13 protein-coding genes are annotated in these 16,400 nt (G+C 66.8%); 6 read left to right on the top strand and 7 right to left on the bottom strand.

The annotated features are described in order from the left end of the window. Window positions 1–109: 109 nt before the first annotated feature. Entirely contained in the window at window positions 110–2,227 is a 2,118-nt protein-coding gene (locus OHA42_RS16670) for a glycogen debranching N-terminal domain-containing protein (RefSeq protein WP_406238135.1), read from the bottom strand. Between the two features lie 237 nt (window positions 2,228–2,464). Between OHA42_RS16670 and OHA42_RS16665 the strand changes: the two genes are divergently transcribed. Next, the gene (locus OHA42_RS16665) at window positions 2,465–3,097 is read left to right on the top strand and encodes a response regulator (protein ID WP_406239411.1); all 633 of its coding nucleotides are present in this window, start codon (window positions 2,465–2,467) and stop codon (window positions 3,095–3,097) included. 16 nt (window positions 3,098–3,113) lie between these two features. On the opposite strand, the gene OHA42_RS16660 is transcribed toward OHA42_RS16665, so the two are convergent. Next, window positions 3,114–4,016 (bottom strand): sigma 54 modulation/S30EA ribosomal C-terminal domain-containing protein, encoded by a 903-nt coding sequence (locus OHA42_RS16660; protein ID WP_406238133.1) that lies wholly within the window; start codon window positions 4,014–4,016, stop codon window positions 3,114–3,116. 136 nt (window positions 4,017–4,152) lie between these two features. Between OHA42_RS16660 and OHA42_RS16655 the strand changes: the two genes are divergently transcribed. Further along, window positions 4,153–5,892 (top strand): GAF domain-containing protein, encoded by a 1,740-nt coding sequence (locus OHA42_RS16655; RefSeq protein WP_406238131.1) that lies wholly within the window; start codon window positions 4,153–4,155, stop codon window positions 5,890–5,892. A gap of 7 nt (window positions 5,893–5,899) precedes the next feature. On the opposite strand, the gene OHA42_RS16650 is transcribed toward OHA42_RS16655, so the two are convergent. Continuing rightward, the gene (locus OHA42_RS16650; protein ID WP_406238129.1) at window positions 5,900–7,087 is read right to left on the bottom strand and encodes a beta-ketoacyl synthase N-terminal-like domain-containing protein; all 1,188 of its coding nucleotides are present in this window, start codon (window positions 7,085–7,087) and stop codon (window positions 5,900–5,902) included. A 214-nt stretch (window positions 7,088–7,301) separates the two neighbouring features. On the opposite strand from OHA42_RS16650, the gene OHA42_RS16645 reads away from it, so the two are divergent. The 3 genes from OHA42_RS16645 (at window position 7,302) to OHA42_RS16635 (ending at window position 11,392) form a co-directional block, all read left to right on the top strand. Continuing rightward, a complete protein-coding gene (locus OHA42_RS16645; RefSeq protein WP_406238127.1) occupies window positions 7,302–8,645 on the top strand; it encodes a diguanylate cyclase domain-containing protein in 1,344 nt (447 codons plus the stop codon). 9 nt (window positions 8,646–8,654) lie between these two features. After that, the gene (locus OHA42_RS16640; protein WP_406238125.1) at window positions 8,655–9,002 is read left to right on the top strand and encodes an antibiotic biosynthesis monooxygenase family protein; all 348 of its coding nucleotides are present in this window, start codon (window positions 8,655–8,657) and stop codon (window positions 9,000–9,002) included. Between the two features lie 86 nt (window positions 9,003–9,088). Continuing rightward, entirely contained in the window at window positions 9,089–11,392 is a 2,304-nt protein-coding gene (locus OHA42_RS16635) for a HelD family protein (RefSeq protein WP_406239409.1), read from the top strand. A 109-nt stretch (window positions 11,393–11,501) separates the two neighbouring features. On the opposite strand, the gene OHA42_RS16630 is transcribed toward OHA42_RS16635, so the two are convergent. The 3 genes from OHA42_RS16630 to OHA42_RS16620 form a co-directional block, all read right to left on the bottom strand. After that, window positions 11,502–11,954 carry a universal stress protein gene (locus tag OHA42_RS16630; RefSeq protein ID WP_406238123.1) on the bottom strand — a complete coding sequence of 151 codons (453 nt, stop codon included), beginning with the start codon at window positions 11,952–11,954 and terminating at the stop codon, window positions 11,502–11,504. Window positions 11,955–12,234: 280 nt separating this feature from the next. Next, on the bottom strand, window positions 12,235–12,651 hold the full coding sequence (locus OHA42_RS16625) for a DoxX family protein (RefSeq protein WP_406238121.1): 417 nt from the start codon (window positions 12,649–12,651) through the stop codon (window positions 12,235–12,237). Between the two features lie 59 nt (window positions 12,652–12,710). Beyond that, window positions 12,711–13,610: a DUF6597 domain-containing transcriptional factor gene (locus tag OHA42_RS16620; RefSeq protein ID WP_406238119.1), complete on the bottom strand. Its 900-nt coding sequence runs from the start codon at window positions 13,608–13,610 to the stop codon at window positions 12,711–12,713. A 52-nt stretch (window positions 13,611–13,662) separates the two neighbouring features. Between OHA42_RS16620 and OHA42_RS16615 the strand changes: the two genes are divergently transcribed. After that, window positions 13,663–14,133 (top strand): VOC family protein, encoded by a 471-nt coding sequence (locus OHA42_RS16615; protein ID WP_406238117.1) that lies wholly within the window; start codon window positions 13,663–13,665, stop codon window positions 14,131–14,133. Between the two features lie 41 nt (window positions 14,134–14,174). Here OHA42_RS16615 and uvrB read toward each other — a convergent pair whose 3' ends face one another. Beyond that, window positions 14,175–16,364, bottom strand: coding sequence for an excinuclease ABC subunit UvrB (uvrB, locus tag OHA42_RS16610; RefSeq protein ID WP_406238115.1), 2,190 nt, complete (start codon window positions 16,362–16,364; stop codon window positions 14,175–14,177). Between the last annotated feature and the right edge of the window lie 36 nt (window positions 16,365–16,400).

Genomic DNA, 16,400 nt, shown 5'->3' with positions numbered 1-16,400 from the left:
TGTCCCTTCTCCGTGTTCAGACGTGTTCAGACGTGCCCCCGCCGCCATGCTAGGCCCGCCCACCGACAAGTTTCGCCGAGCGCCGGACCGGGGCCGGTTCCCACCCAGGTCAGCGCCCTGATCGAGGCCGCTCGCCGGACAGTCCGAGCAACTGCCAGCCATCCTTGTCGACGGTGACCGTCAGCACATCCGAGCCCACGCGCAGCCCGTTGACCCGCAGCGGCAGATACCGGTCCGGCACCGCGGGCGCGATCGAGGCCGGGCCCGATCCGGCCGAACCACCACTGCTCGGCTCCAGTCGCAACATACTGCGCAGAAACAGCAGCGGCGCCGCGGCCGCCCATGCCTGCGGCGAGCACGATGTCGGATAGGGCACCGGCGCCGCGAACTCGGTGCGATCGAAGCCACAGAACAACTCGGGAAGCCGATGCCCGAACCGGCTCGACGCATCCAGCATTCCATCGATCACCCGGTTCGCCTGCTCGGTGTACCCGTAACGCATCAGCCCAGCGGCGCAGATGGCGTTGTCGTGCGGCCATACCGAGCCGTTGTGATAGCTGACCGGATTGTATGCACCCATGGTCGTTGCCAGCGTCCGGATGCCCCAACCGGTGAACATCTCGGGCGCGAGCAGGCGGTCGGCGACCAGGCCTGCCTTGTCGTCATCGACGATCCCGGTCCACAGGCAGTGTCCGATATTGGAGGTCAGCGCATCGATCGGCCGCTTGTCCCGATCGAGCCCGATCGCATACCAGCCGTGTTCCGGCAGCCAGAATGCCTTGTTGAAGGCGGCTTTCAAGCGGCCTGCCTTCGTGCGGAGTCGATCCGCGGTGGCGTGGTCGCCCGCGTCGAGCGCCAGCTCCGCCCGTGCCAGGTAAGCCGCATAGACATACCCCTGCACCTCGGCAAGCGCGATGGGCGCGGCGGGCAGGGTGCCGTCGATGAAATTCACGCCGTCCCACGAGTCTTTCCAGCCCTGGTTGGCCAGCCCGTGTTCGGCGGACCGCTGATATTCGACGAAACCGTCTCCGTCGACGTCGCCGTAGTCGTCGATCCAGTCCAGCGCCCGATCGGCGTGCGGCAGCAGCTCATCGCGGGTCCCGGCATCGAGCCCCCAGCGATGCAGCTCGCCGAGCAGCATGACGAACAGCGGCGTGGCGTCGGCCGTGCCGTAGTAGACGGTGTCGCCGCCGAGCAGCAGTGTCGACGCCCGCCCGAACCGCACCTCGTGCGGAATCCGGCCGGGCTGTTCCTCAGTGGCCGAACGAATCTCGTTGCCCTGTAAGCCCGCCAGGCTCTGTAGGGTGCCGACGGCGAGCCTGCGATCCAGCGGCAGCACCATCCACGAGGTGAGCAGCGAGTCGCGGCCGAACAGCGCCATGAACCAGGGCGCGCCCGCGGCGACCACCGCCCGCTGGGGATGGCCGGGATCGAAGATGCGCAAGGCCCCGAGATCGGTGACGGCGCGCTGCAACACCGCGGCGAGGGTTTCGTCGTCGGTGTGCACGGTGGGTGAATTCTCATACCAGTCGCGGAAGCGCTGCGCGGGCTCGCTGAGCGAGACGGAACTGCCGCACACGTACCGCGGCGTCACCGGGTCCGCGCCGAGCGCGGGCCGATACTGGATGCACGCGGTCCATTCGCCACGCCCGGGAAGGTCCACCTGCCAGCGCAATTCGCGATTGCGCGCGGTTGCTCCCGCCGCGGCGACGGTGACACCCACCCGCAGATCGGCCCTGGTGATCTCGATCGCTCCATCGACGGCGCTGCTGCTGGTGACCACGCCGTCACCGGTCCTGCCATCCTTCACCTCGAACAGGTCCGCGAAGTCGGCGTCGACTTCCAGCGCCACCACGCAGCGGACGGGTTCGCCGGATAGGTTGCGCACAGTCAGGTCATCGCGCATGCCGTCGCCGACGTGGCGCCCGACGATCACCAACGCCGTGCTGTCGGCGCGGCCCGGGCTCGGCGCCGTCCTGGCCAGGATGGTCGCGCTGTAGGGGTCGGCATACTGAACGGTGAGCGGCTGTGGCATTACCCCATCGATCGTGAGCCGCCACCGCGACAGCACCCTGGTGTCGCGGACGAACAATCCCTCCTGGCGATGCGGGCTTATGCTGCCACCGGTTTCGCTGATACAGAATGTCGAGCCCTCGACGAGGGTGACGCCTGCCTCGACCGCCCCGGGCTCACCCGGACCCGCACCTTCCCCCCAGGGGCTGCTCACACCTACAGCCTACCGATGCTCGGCTCCGTGCGGCGGGCAGACAGCGGATCCGCTGTCCGCGCCCCGCTCATGGGTAGCTGCGCCGTTGGCCGAATATTGCTGAAATTCAGTGTCGCCGAATTGCGCTCCGCTATCCCCAACGCGCGCCTGGCGAGTTACCTTGAGCGGGTGGCACAACGGGGCGCGCATGCCCCGCCGAGCAGGGGCGCGGGAATCCCGCGAGGAGGAGAAGGCGGCGTGATCAAGGTGTTCCTCGTCGACGACCACGAGATCGTCCGCCGCGGCCTCATCGACCTACTGGACAGCGACCCCGAGCTCACGGTCATCGGTGAGGCGGGCGATGTCGCGCAGGCCATGAGCGGCATCCACGCGCTGCGGCCGGACGTCGCGGTGCTCGACGTGCGGCTGCCCGACGGCAACGGCATCGAACTGTGCCGCGATCTGCTCGCCGATATCGAGGGCCTGCGCTGCCTGATCCTCACCTCCTACACCGACGAGCACGCCATGCTCGACGCGATTCTCGCCGGCGCCAGCGGATACGTCGTCAAGAACATCAAGGGCATGGAATTGGCCGAGGCCATCAAGGAAGTCGGCGCGGGCCGCTCGCTGCTGGATAACCGCGCGGCCGCCGCGCTCAAAGCGCGCTTGCACAGCAGCACCGAGAACGACGGACCGCTCGCCGGACTCACCGAACAAGAACGCAGACTGCTCGCACTGCTCGGCGAAGGGTTGACCAATCGCCAGATCGCGGCGCGAATGTTCCTGGCGGAGAAGACCGTCAAGAATTACGTTTCCCGACTATTGGCCAAACTCGGCATGGAACGCCGCACCCAGGCCGCGGTGCTGGCCACCAAACTGCGCGACAGCTAGGCGAAGACCTACCCGGCTACTCGGTGCCCGCCGGGACCACGATCGTGAGGTCGCCATCGTATCGGCGATAGAGCAGTCGGCCACGGCCGCTATCCGGATCGGTGAAGAACAGGAACGGCAGTCCCCCTCGACACAACCGCGCCGCCGCCTCGTCCTCGCTCAGCGCGGGCGCCGGTTCCGAATGCACTGTGAGCGGAAGGGAATTCACCGTCAATGCCACCTCTGCCGCCGCCTGCGGCGCAACCGTCCCGTGCTGTCGCGACAGCCGCACGCCCAGCGACTCCTCCCAGTGCACGATCGCATCCTCACCGGTTTCCGAATCGGTGAACAGGTAGGCGTCGTAGTCCATTGCGTCCAGCACTGCCGTCGCCTCGGCCGGGGTTCCGGTCAAAAGCGCGCAGAGCTTCCTGCGAACGATCGGGCGCAGCTCGGTAACCCTGGCCAGTGGTGGACGAGCCGGATCGGGGAAAGGGCGCGCCTGGCTGGTTGCCAGGCGGGCGATCTGCCGGTCCAGCCGTTCGACGGCGAAGGTGACGGCGAACCCGCGCGGTCCGGTGACCTGCACCCGGGTCGGCGTGTCGTGGAAACGGATGTTCGCCTGTACCAGCGTCGGTTCGGTGACATCGGGCGGCACCGTGACCCGCACCCGCGCCGCCGAATCGACGTGATGGCGGCGCAACACCCGGCCGATCGCCCGCACCGCGCGTGTCACGTCCGCTGGGGGCACCGCACCACACGTCGTCACCGCGAGTTCCGGGTCGGCCGCGGTCGCCCACAGCTCGGTCGAACGCAACAGCTCGGTCCTGCCGAACAACTTCGACCCGCCGACCGATTTCGGCCCGCCCATGAGCTCCGACACACCGACCAACTCGGTCTCGCCCACCAATCCCGACGCTCTCACCAGCTCCGACGAATTCATAGGACACCCCTACTTTCTATTCCCGGTGCGCCCACCTCATCACCGTAAGGTCACGGTGAACAGAGCCGAAAGTCCTCGATCGGCCAACTAGACTGGCGAAAGCGCTGTGACGCGCCCGCACGGACAGGAAGCCGAGATGACCGAAGAAAACGGCAGCGGCCCGTATTCGGTGCGCGACACGTTGTCGCAACTTCGGCTGCGGGAGCTGCTCTCCGAGGTCAGGGAACGCGTCGAGTTGATCATCGATTCGCGCGACCGGATGGACGGTCTCGTCGAGGCGATGCTCGCCGTCACCTCCGGACTCGATCTCGACGAAACCCTGAGCACCATCGTGCACACGGCAACCAGCCTCGTCGACGCCCGCTACGGTGCGCTCGCGGTGCGCGGCCACGACCAGCAGGTGACCCAGTTCATCGATGAGGGCATGGACGACGAAACCCGCGACCGGATCGGCAGGCTGCCCGCCGGGCACGGTGTGCTCGGCGTCGTGTTCAACCAACCGAGACCGCTTCGCCTCGACGAATTGTCGAATCATCGTGCGTCGGTGGGGTTTCCGCCGCACCACCCGCCGATGCACACCTTCCTCGGCGTCCCCGTGCGCATCCGCGACGAGATCTTCGGCAGCCTGTACCTCACCGAGAAAGCGGGCGGACACCCGTTCACCGAGGATGACGATGTGCTCGTCCAGGCGCTGGCTGCCGCGGCGGGCATCGCGGTGGATAACGCCAGGCTCTACGAATCCGCCCGCACCCGGCAGGCGTGGATCGAGGCGACCAGAGACATCGCCACCGAGTTTCTGGCCGGGACCGAACCCGATCTGGTCCTCGCCCATGTGGTCGACCACGCCCGCACCCTCACCGGCTCACACCAGTCCTTCCTGGCCAGCGCCGCGAGGGCCGACAGCAGGCTCGGCGAGGTCACCGAGTTGTCGATCACGCAGTGGTCCGGGCCGAGTGCGGGCCACGACGGATGGACCGTGCACACCGAGGGCACCGCGCTCGGCGAAGCCTTCACCCGGCGCACGCCGCTGCGCTTCGACGATGCCGCGCAGGTCGATCTCGGCGCGCCACTGCCCGATGTCGGCCCTGCGCTGATACTGCCGTTGTGCACGCCTGATGCCACCCTCGGCGCGTTGGTCACGGTGCGCCCGGCGGGCTCCGCGCCGTACCCGGACGAATTGGTCGAGCTGACCGCCGCATTCACCGATCAGGCGGCGCTGGCCATGCAACTGGCCGACACCCAGCGCCGCATGCGCGATCTCGACATCCTCGCCGACCGCGACCGCATCGCGCGCGACCTGCACGACCACGTGATCCAGCGGCTCTTCGCCATCGGGCTCACCCTGCAGGGCGCGGTGCCACGGGCCGAGGCTCCGGGTGTGCGCGAGCGTCTGGCAAACGTGATCAACGATCTGCAGGAGGTCGTCCAAGAGATCCGCACCTCTATCTTCGACCTGCACGGCGGCGGCCAGAGCACCGGGTTGCAGCAGCGGATCGAAGCAGCGATCCGGCAGCAGACCGCCGACACCGAACTGCGGGCGACGATTCAGGTGACCGGACCGCTGTCGGTGTTGGAAGCCGAGCTCGCCGATCACGCCGAGGCGGTGGTGCGGGAAGCGGTGAGCAACGCGGTGCGGCATTCCGGCGGCGATCTGGTCGCGGTGGAAATCGGTGTGGCCGACGATCTGACCATCGTGGTGACCGACAACGGTTGGGGCATACCGAATCACGTGATCCGCAGCGGGTTGCGCAGTCTGGAGCAGCGGGCCGAGAAGTCGGACGGACAGTTCACCATCGGGCCCGATATCCACCGCGCCGACGATCCGGATGACCGGCTACCAGGGACCCGCCTCAGCTGGTCGGTGCCACTGCCATGACCCGGGCTCACACCGGCCCGAGCACCACCATCGAATTGTTGCCGCCCATGCCGAGCGACAACTTCACCGTCACACCACCCTCGAACTCCGTCGGGCCGTCGAGCAACCGCTCATACGCGGGCGCGACGATCGGCGCGGCGGGCACGACGCCCCGCTCGTATCCCAGCGCCGCCGCGGCCACCTCGACCGCCGCCGCCGCGCCCTGGCAGTGGCCCGCGAGTGGTTTCACCGCATAGACGTGCGGGCGGTCGCCGAACAGGTGTGTGAGCAGATGCCGCTCGGCGACATCGCATTGTTTGGTCCCGGTGCCGTGCGCGTTGAAATACCGGACATCCGCGGGGGTGACATCGGCGTCGGCCAACGCCATGCGTGCGCAATCGAAAATCTGATCGTGGCCGGGGTCCACCGAAACCACGTGGTACGCGTCGTTGGTCATACCCCCACCCAGCATCGCCGCGTACGGGCGCCGCACCGAACGGGTCAGCACGAATGCCACCGACGCCTCACCCATGCTGAAACCGCGGCTACCCGTCTGGAAGGGACGGCAGGCATCCAGCGGTTCGGCATCGCCGACCGCGGCGCCGAGGCGGACGAAGTGCTCGAGCATGTCGGGCGTCGCGGACATATCGGTGGCAACGCAGATCACGTCATCCGCAACGCCCGCGTCCAACCACAGCTTCGCGGTGATCAGCGCGACATTCGCCGAGCTGCATGCCGCCGAGATATTCATCGCAGGACCGTGGAAGCCGAATTCCTGCTGCAATACCGAGATCGGAGTCGAGGGAAGTAGTCGCATGTAGTCGCGGGAGCGGCGATGGCCGTGGTCGACAAGGTAGAAGTCACGCCAGTTCGTGACGTCGCCGAGCACGATCGCGTGCAGCACGCCGACGGTGCGGCCCGGCCGCCAGCCACGCGCTTGCGCATCGGCGATCGCCTCGCGCGCCGACTCGTGTATGGCGCGCCCGTAGCGGCTGTTGCTGACCGTGTAATCGCCGCCGTCGGGCACCAGCGACGCCCAGGCGTGCTCGTCACGGTCGAGGCCGTAACCGGGTTGCAGGTTCGCTGCCGACTTGCCGCTGAGCAACCCCTCCCACAGGGTCTCGCGGCCCCAGCCGTACCCGCTGACCGCCCCGATTCCGGCGATCGTCATATGATCTTGATATTGCGCTTCGGTCTGCGCGGCTGAGCCAGGCATAGCTTCGCTCCTTCGCCGGTCCTCCGGTCCGACCAGCACGTCGGCTCGAGATGTGCGCGGAGAATCGGGTTTGTAATGATCATCAGATAAGGCCCGATGAAGTGCCCGAACTGTGATCGAAGCAATAGCGTCGACGGTGTGATCTTGTACACCTCGAGGTCAGAATAATCCCATGTTCCAATGGCCATGATTGGGTCGACGATCGGGGGTTCGAGTGGGTGAGAACAAGGCAGACGGTGCAGTAGCGGCCGAGCAGCTGGCGCAGCGCTACCAGTCCCTGGTCGAGCACACCCCGGACGGCATCTGTGTGCACGCACGCGGCACCGTCGTCTACGTCAACCGGGCCATGGCGCGGATGCTTGCAGCCGACAGCGTCGACGATGTGATCGGCAAACCGCTGACCCAGTTCGTCCATCCGCACTCGGTGCTCGGCATGATCGAGCGGATCAGCATGCTGACCAACTCCGGCGACGCCTCCGATCGCGCCGAGATGACGCTGATACGCCTCGACGGCGGCACCGTCTCCGTCGAGACGGTCTCCGTACTCACCGCCTGGCACAACCATCTCGCCTACCAGGTGGTCGTGCATGACCTGACCGCACAGCGCGCCGCAGAGGACGCACAGCTGCGCGCCGAGCAGTACTTCACCACCGTCGTCTCCCAACTGGAGGAGGGCGTGGTGGTGATCGACCGCCACGGCCGCATCGAATCGGCCAATCCGGCGGCCCGGCGGATCTTCGGCACCGACGAACGCGCCCGCGATCTCATCGGCGCGACGATCGACGAACTCCCACTGCTACTGCTGGACGCCAACGCACAGCCACTGCCCGCGACCCGCCACCCGATCGCGCGGACCCTCGCCACCGGCGAAACCATCACCGGCTACGTCTTCGGCGTCGACCGCCACGACGGACAGCGGCGCTGGTTGTCTGGAAGCAGCCGGCTGCTCAACCCCGGCGACCCGGCCTCCCCGGCCGTATCCTCCTTCGCCGACATCACCGATTTCCGCGCCAGCAGAAGGCAACTGGAGTACCAGGCCACGCACGACTCGCTGACCGGACTTGCCAACCGCTCGCTGATCCTCTCCCAGCTCGCAGGCGCGCTCGCCACCAGCGAGACACTTCCGGTGTCGACCGTGCTGTTCATCGACCTGGACGGGTTCAAGGTGATCAACGACACCCTCGGCCACGCGATCGGCGACACCGTGCTGCAGATCGTCGCGCAGCGGCTGCAGCGCGCGCTGCGCGGCGATGACCTGGTCGGCAGGCTCGGCGGCGACGAGTTCCTCGTGCTGCTTTCCGGACCGGCGCGGCGGGTCGACATCGACACGCTGGTGACTCGGCTGCGCTCGTCCATGGCCGAGCCGATCATCGCGCGCGGACACCGCATCGAGGTGAACGCCTCGATCGGCGCCACCGAGCTCAGCCCCGGCGACCACCGCACACCGGAGGCGGTCCTGCACGACGCGGACCTTGCGATGTACCGCGACAAGCCGGCCGGGCACCGGGACAGCGGCACCCCCCTCGGCCGCATGCCGAACAACACCCACGCCTCTTGAAGGTCATCGATGATTCTCGAACACGCGCTGCTTTCCGTCCGTCCCGAACAGGCCGAAGACTTCGAGGCCGCCTTCGCCGAGGCGAAGCCGATCATCTCGGCCATGCCGGGATTTCGGTCGCTGTCGCTGTCGCGCGGTATCGAGACGCCCGACACGTATCTGCTCCTGGTGGCATGGGAGAGACTGGCGGACCACGTCGAAGGATTTCGCGGCTCCGCCGGGTATCAGCGCTGGCAGCAGCTGTTACACCACTTCTATGACCCGTTCCCGGTTGTGCAGCACTTCGCCCCGATAGTGGGCGACGCGACATCAGATACCCCACCTGCGGTTACGGCGAGCACACCGAACCGGCAGTAGACTCGACAACTCTGTTTTCTACAGAGTTCGCGTGCACTCGTCCGCTGCGGGTGCGCAGGTTCATCGCGGTGACTAAGGAGTTCAGTTTGCCCGACCGTCTCACTCAGGATCGTGCCGCGCACGACGGCGCATCCGAGCGAAACCGCGAAATCGAGCAGGAGCAGGCCTACCTGGCTGTGCTCTACGACCGGCTCGACGGCATGCGCGACTATGCCAACAACCGCTTGCGCACGGTGCTGCTGGAAACCGGCGGCACCCCGCAGGCACGCAGCGAGCGGGAATCGTTCAGCGCGCTCTACCATGAGGACCTTGCCAAGTACGACGCCGCCGAACACGGCCTGTGTTTCGGCCGGATCGACCTCGATGGCGATCAGGACGGCGAATACCGCTACATCGGCAGGCTCGGAATCCTCGACGAAAAAGACGATTACGAGACGCTGTTGCTGGATTGGCGCGCACCGCTTGCCCGGCCGTTCTATTTGGCCACCACCGCGACGCCCGACGGGGTGACCCGCCGCCGTCAGATCCGCTCGCGCAATCGCACCGTCACCGCGGTCAACGACGAATACCTGGATCTGGAAGCGGCGCACCAGGCCGGCGTCACCGGCGCGGACGGCGGCGTCGGCAGTGAGAGCGCGCTGCTCGCGGCGCTCAATGCCGCGCGCACCGGCCACATGAACGACATCGTCGAGACCATCCAGCACGAGCAGGACGCGATCATCCGCTCCGAGCACAAGAGCGTGCTGGTGGTGCAGGGCGGTCCCGGCACCGGCAAGACCGCCGTGGCACTGCACCGCGCGGCCTTCCTGCTCTACACCTACCGGCAGCAGCTGGCCAAGTCCGGCGTGCTGATCATCGGCCCGAACGCCACCTTCCTCGACTACATCGGCCAGGTGCTGCCCTCGCTGGGCGAGACCGGCGTGCTGCTGTCCACCATCGGCGACCTGTATCCCGGGGTGAAAGCCTCTCGGGAGGACTCGCTGCGGGCCGGCGAGATCAAGGGCTCACTCGCCATCCTCGAGGTGCTCAAGCAGGCGGTGCGCGATCGGCAGGAGATACCCGCCGAGCCGATCCGCCTGACCTTCGACGGCTACCCGGTGATCCTGGATCGCAAGATCACCACCCGCGCCCGCGGCCGGGCCCGCTCCTCGCGCCGCCCGCACAACCTGGCCAGGCCGATCTTCGCGAGCTCGGTGCTGGACGCACTGACCGATCAGCTGGCCCAGACCATGGGCGCCGACCTGTCCGGCGGCCAAAGTCTGCTCAGCCGAACCGATCTCGCTGAAATCCGCGACGAGATGCGCACCGATCCCGCGATTCAGGCGGCGATCGGTCGGCTCTGGCCGATCCTGTCGCCACAGGACGTGCTCGCCGACCTGCTCGCCGACCCCAAGCGGCTCGATCGCGTGGCCGGCAGCCTCGATCCTGCCGACCGTGCCGAGCTGGTGCGGTCGGATAATGGCGAATACAGCGCGGCCGACGCACCACTGCTCGACGAGCTCGCCGAGTTGCTCGGTGTCGACGACGCCGAGGAACGCGAACGCGCACGGCGCCGCTGGCGGGCCCAGCTGGCCGAGGCGCAGGATGCGCTCGACATCCTGACCGGTTCGGCGCCACAGGATCTGGAGGACGAGCTCGATCCCGAGATCCTGATGGCCTATGACCTGATCGATGCCGGCCAGCTCGCCGAACGCCAGAATGTGCGCGCCAGTCAGACCACCGCCGAACGCGCCGCGGGCGACCGCACCTGGACCTACGGTCACGTGATCGTGGACGAGGCGCAGGAGCTTTCGGAAATGGCGTGGCGAATGGTGATGCGCCGCATCCCGAATCGCTGGATCACCGTCGTCGGCGACGTAGCGCAGACCGGTGACCCCGCGGGCGCCTCGTCGTGGCAGACGATGCTGGAACCGTATGTGGCCAAACGCTGGAAGCTGACCGAGCTCACGGTGAACTACCGGACCCCGGCCGAGATCATGGACGTCGCCGCCGGCGTGCTGAGCGCGATCGACCCCACCGCGGCGGCGCCGCGATCGGTGCGGGCGTCCGGGCAGCCACCGCGCGCCTACGCGGTCACCGCGAACCGATTGCGTAGCGAGGTCGAGCGATTGGTGGGCACCGAGACCGGACCGGGCACCACCGCGGTGATCGCTCCGCACGACCTGGTCCCGGACTTCGCCGAGCTGGCAGGCGAATCGGTGCGCGTGCTGACCGTGCACGATGTGAAGGGCCTCGAGTTCGACGCGGTGTATCTGGTCGAACCCGCGCAGATTCTCGCGGAGTCTCCGCGCGGCCTCAACGATCTGTATGTCGCGCTGACCCGCGCGACCCAGCGCCTCGGTGTCATCCACGCCGGGGAGCTGCCGCCGGTGCTGCACGCACTGGCATAGGGCACACATGAGAAACCCCGTCGTTGCGGCTTCGGCCGGAACGACGGGGTCGGGTCTGTCGACACGAACTGCCCGGAGCGGGCGAGGTTCGCGTAGTGCGGGACTACCTTCAGCGCACGGTGTGCACGATCAGGACGTCGGAGCGCGATTTGCGGGCGACATCGGAAGGCACCGAACCGAGCAGGCGGCCCGCCAGGGTGTTCAGACCCCGGTTGCCGACCACGAGAAGATCGGCCTCCACCTCCTTGACGAGAGCGAGCAGCGATTCGACCGGCTCGCCGACGATGGAGCGCTCGACAATGTTCTTGGCGCCGACGGCGGCGGCCTTGTCCCTGGCGGTGCGCAGGATCTCGTTGGTCGGCGCGGAGCCGCGCACCTGGTAGGCCTCGTCCTTGAGCACATCGGCCGCAGCCGCGACATCGCGATCGTCGGTCGGGTAGTACGCGCAGGCCACGACCAGCGTCGTTTCCCCGTCACCCGCCAGCGCGGCGGCCTTTTCGACGGCGACATACGACGAGTCCGAGCCATCGGTACCGACGACAATGGTCCGGTAGGCGGTCATCTCTCCTCCAACTATGCGGTGGTCGGGTGCCTACGTCCGGCACCACCATCAGTCGTGGCACCGGCGCGGCGACTGGGCTCGACCCTAGCGGCAAAACCGTCGGAAATATCAGAAATCGCAACACATCACACTCGGGGTGTTCGGGCATTCCGAACACCGGTTCGCTCGGCGAATGCTCGATGACCTTACCGACCAGGGCAGATTCAATTTCTCGACCCGAGTTCTGTGATCGATCACAACTCGCGCGAACGTTCTTGTGTGCGTGGGAGATTCATCACAGTCATCCGAGATGGAATAGCGGCCCGGTGATGGTCAATCCGAGTTCGTCGACATGCGCGAAGAAAGCGAACAGCATCAGCGACGCGCCGGCGAGGGCGAGATCCTTGTTGAAGTGGATCATCTCGCCCTGTTTTGTCTCCGGATCGGTCTCCGACCAGAACCGATGCATCAGGAACGCGGTCGGCAGCAGCACGATCACCAGCAGCAGCGCACCCAGATCCGCCCAAATCCCCAGCAGCACACTCGCCGCACCGAGCGCCATCAGCACACCCGCGGCGAGCACGCCCGCCTTCGGCGCCGGCACGCCGCGGCTCTGCGCGTAATCCGTCATCGCCTCGGTCTGCGTGAAATGCCCGACTGCCGAGCCGAAGAACAACACCACGAAAAGCACCCGCCCGATCAAAACCACGACGTCCATGTCCTGCTCCCTCGTTGGCGATGGGTACACGAGGTCTTATTCGATTCTCGGCACCACGGCTATTTCTCGGTAGGAAGAACTTTCGAAGTAACCTCGTTGCGCGAGCGTATCGAATTCTTGGCATATTCCAGCGGAGCCATTCCGACCTCAGCGGCGAACTCACGAGAGAAATGTGCCTGATCGAAGTAGCCGAGCTCCGCGGCGAGCGCGGCCAGGTCTTCGATGTGGCCGCGCGCAAGTAGATCGGCGCCGTCCTGCAGACGATAGCGGCGCAGCACCCATTTCGGTCCGGCCCCGATGTATCTGCGAAACATCCGCTGCAGGGTGCGGATCGGCACGTCGAACCGCTCGGTGACCTGATCGACCCTGGTCAATTCCGGGTCGTGCTCCATCGCCTCGACGATGCGCAGCACAAGTCGATAGGTCGGGTCGTCGTCGGTGTCGCGGCCGGCGAAGAAATCCTCGATGATGGTGCGGCGCTGGAGATCCGATGACACCGCGAGCACGCGCTCGGTCAGCCCATCGGCCTCCGGCAGCACCTGGGCCAGTGGCACAGCCGCGTCACGGAACGAGCCGACGTTCAGGCCGGTGAAAGCACCGAAGCCGCCCGCACGGAAGCGCACCCCGAACGTCTCCCCCCTCTCGCTGAGCTCACGGATGTATCTGCTCGTGGAGACGCCGTTGACGAAACCGCCGGTGCGGGTTGCGGTCTGCTCGAAGGTGACATTCACGCACGGATACGACAGCACCTCGGCGTAGTACGGCGGACGGCCACGCAGATCCCAGCGGACCGACCAATACCACTCGACGAACCGGCCGATCTCGGGTCCGGCGGGTAGCCGGGCCAGCGATCGATGCCTGGCTTGCTCATCCGGGTGCAGGATCCCCTTCACGTCGTCGAGGGCAGGAGCACCGGCCGGTTCCGGTCCTGCAGCCACCTGGTCAGCACCCACGGTCATGGTGTCGCTTTCTTACAAGACCCTGGTCGCGCGATCGACGAGGGTTGTCGGCATGAGCGAAACAGTGAATCCCATCGCCGACGGCTACCACTCGATCACCTGCTTTCTCGCGGTGTCCGACGGCAATAAAGCGATCGACTTCTACACGGCGGTCTTCGGCGCAGAAGTGGTCGGCCGCAGTGACCTGCCCGACGGCCAGCCCGCGCACGCCGAACTGAAGATCGGCGACTCGACCCTGCAGGTGGGCATGCCTATGCCCGACAACAACGTGCTCGCCCCGAACGGCGACTGGGTGCACACCTCGATCGTGCACTACTGCCCGGACGTCGACGCAGTCATCGAACGCGCCATCGCGCACGGCGCCCGCAGTGCCGAACAGCCCCAGACCTTCGTCACCGGCGACCGGTTCGGTGTCGTGATCGATCCGTTCGGTCACCGGTGGGCAGTGATCACCAAGGTCGAAAACGTCTCCCGCGAGGAAGCCGAGCGCCGCGTCAACGAATGGATGGCGACGCAGTCCTGAGCCCGCCGCGGCCGAGCTGCCGGACGCCGCCGGGCCCAGCCTCAACTCAACCCGGCGGCGTCCATGCCGCGCAGTTCCTTCTTGAGATCGGCAATTTCGTCGCGTAGCCGTCCGGCCAGCTCGAACTGCAGATCCCGTGCCGCACTCATCATCTGCGCGGTGAGTTCCTTCACCAGGTCCGCGAGCTCGGCCCGCGGCATCGATGTGACGTCGCGGCCCTCGTAGATGCCCGCGCTCACCGCGCGACCCGGCTCACCCTGGGCCCTGCGGCCACGACTGGCGTTACGACCGGAACCGCCGACGGCGACCTCGCTGTCGTCGGCCTCCTGGTACACCTGATCCAGAATGTCGGCAATCTTCTTGCGCAGCGGCTGTGGGTCGATGCCCATTTCTTCGTTGTAGGCAACCTGTTTGGCCCGGCGCCGCTCGGTCTCGCTGATAGCGAACTGCATCGAGTCGGTGATCTTGTCGGCGTACATGTGCACCTCGCCCGACACATTGCGCGCCGCGCGGCCGATGGTCTGGATCAGCGCGGTCGTACTGCGCAGGAAGCCTTCCTTGTCGGCGTCGAGGATCGCAACCAGCGACACCTCCGGCAGGTCGAGGCCCTCACGCAGCAGGTTGATGCCGACGAGCACGTCGTACTCGCCGAGCCGCAGCTGCCGCAACAGTTCCACGCGCCGCAGCGTGTCGATCTCGGAGTGCAGGTAGCGCACCCGGATGCCGAGGCCGAGCAGGTAGTCGGTCAGATCCTCGGACATCTTCTTGGTGAGGGTGGTGACCAGCACGCGTTCGTCGCGCTCGGTGCGCTGGCGGATTTCGTGGATCAGGTCGTCGATCTGTCCCTTGGTCGGCTTGACCACGACCTTCGGATCGACGAGCCCGGTCGGGCGGATCACCTGCTCGACGACCTCACCGCCGGCCTGCCCGAGCTCGTAGGGACCCGGCGTGGCCGACAGATACACCGTCTGCCCGATTCGATCGGCGAATTCCTCCCAGGTGAGCGGTCGGTTGTCGACCGCGGACGGCAGCCGGAAGCCGTATTCGACGAGGTTGCGCTTGCGCGACATATCGCCCTCGTACATGCCGCCGATCTGCGGCACGGTGTTGTGCGACTCATCGATGACGAGCAGGAAGTCTTCGGGGAAATAGTCGATCAGCGTGGCAGGCGCGGTGCCGGCCGCACGGCCATCGATGTGGCGCGAGTAGTTCTCGATGCCGGAACAGAACCCGACCTGCCGAATCATCTCCAGGTCGTACTGGGTGCGCATGCGTAGCCGCTGCGCCTCGAGCAGCTTGCCCTGCCGTTCCAGCTCGGCAAGCCGCTGCTCAAGCTCCTTCTCGATATCGCCGACCGCGCGCTCCATGCGCTCCGGACCCGCCACGTAATGGGTGGCCGGGAAGATCCGCACCGTGTCGACCTGTCGGACCACATCGCCGGTCAGCGGGTGCAGGTAGTACAGCGCCTCGATCTCGTCACCGAAGAACTCGATGCGTACCGCGAGCTCCTCGTAGGAGGGAATGATCTCGACGGTGTCGCCGCGCACCCGGAACGAGCCACGGGTGAACGACATGTCGTTGCGGGTGTATTGCACGTCGACCAACAATCGCAGGAACGCATCGCGGTCGAGCTCGGTGCCCACCTCCAACTGCACCGACCGATCGAGGTACGACTGTGGTGTGCCGAGGCCGTAGATGCACGACACCGACGCGACCACCACCACGTCCCGGCGCGAGAGCAGGCTCGAGGTGGCCGAGTGGCGCAGCCGCTCGACATCGTCGTTGATCGAGCTGTCCTTCTCGATATAGGTGTCGGTCTGCGCGATGTACGCCTCGGGCTGGTAGTAGTCGTAGTACGAGACGAAGTACTCGACGGCATTGTTGGGCAACATCTCTCGCAGCTCGTTGGCCAGCTGCGCGGCAAGGGTCTTGTTCGGCGCCATCACCAGCGTCGGGCGCTGCAGCCGCTCGATCAGCCAGGCAGTGGTCGCCGACTTGCCGGTACCGGTGGCGCCCAGCAGCACCACGTCGCGCTCGCCCGCCCTGATCCGGCGCTCCAGCTCTTCGATGGCTGCGGGCTGGTCACCGGCGGGCTTGTGATCGCTGACCACCTCGAACCGGCCGTCGGCCCGCTCGATCTCGCCGACCGGCCTGAACTCGGAATGCGCGAGCGGCGTCCCACCGGCCCTGTCCTCGAAGCCTTCCGCTGGGATTTCGGTTGCGAATGCCATGCTCATCAGCCTAAGCCCAGCCACCGACAGATTCCC

The sequence above is a fragment of the Nocardia sp. NBC_01009 genome (assembly GCF_045208035.1).
In the GTDB taxonomy this organism is placed as follows: domain Bacteria; phylum Actinomycetota; class Actinomycetes; order Mycobacteriales; family Mycobacteriaceae; genus Nocardia.
Note: the sequence above shows the minus strand (reverse complement) of the source record. Positions and strands in the feature narration are given on the sequence as shown.

What these genes read in the sequence shown, in the direction of transcription:
- OHA42_RS16620 (WP_406238119.1), bottom strand. Translation starts at nt 13,610, where the DNA reads ATGACCGTGGGTGCTGACCAGGTGGCTGCAGGACCGGAACCGGCCGGT.
- OHA42_RS16615 (WP_406238117.1), top strand. Translation starts at nt 13,663, where the DNA reads ATGAGCGAAACAGTGAATCCCATCGCCGACGGCTACCACTCGATCACC.
- OHA42_RS16660 (WP_406238133.1), bottom strand. Translation starts at nt 4,016, where the DNA reads ATGAATTCGTCGGAGCTGGTGAGAGCGTCGGGATTGGTGGGCGAGACC.
- uvrB (WP_406238115.1), bottom strand. Translation starts at nt 16,364, where the DNA reads ATGGCATTCGCAACCGAAATCCCAGCGGAAGGCTTCGAGGACAGGGCC.
- OHA42_RS16650 (WP_406238129.1), bottom strand. Translation starts at nt 7,087, where the DNA reads ATGCCTGGCTCAGCCGCGCAGACCGAAGCGCAATATCAAGATCATATG.
- OHA42_RS16655 (WP_406238131.1), top strand. Translation starts at nt 4,153, where the DNA reads ATGACCGAAGAAAACGGCAGCGGCCCGTATTCGGTGCGCGACACGTTG.
- OHA42_RS16630 (WP_406238123.1), bottom strand. Translation starts at nt 11,954, where the DNA reads ATGACCGCCTACCGGACCATTGTCGTCGGTACCGATGGCTCGGACTCG.
- OHA42_RS16640 (WP_406238125.1), top strand. Translation starts at nt 8,655, where the DNA reads ATGATTCTCGAACACGCGCTGCTTTCCGTCCGTCCCGAACAGGCCGAA.
- OHA42_RS16625 (WP_406238121.1), bottom strand. Translation starts at nt 12,651, where the DNA reads ATGGACGTCGTGGTTTTGATCGGGCGGGTGCTTTTCGTGGTGTTGTTC.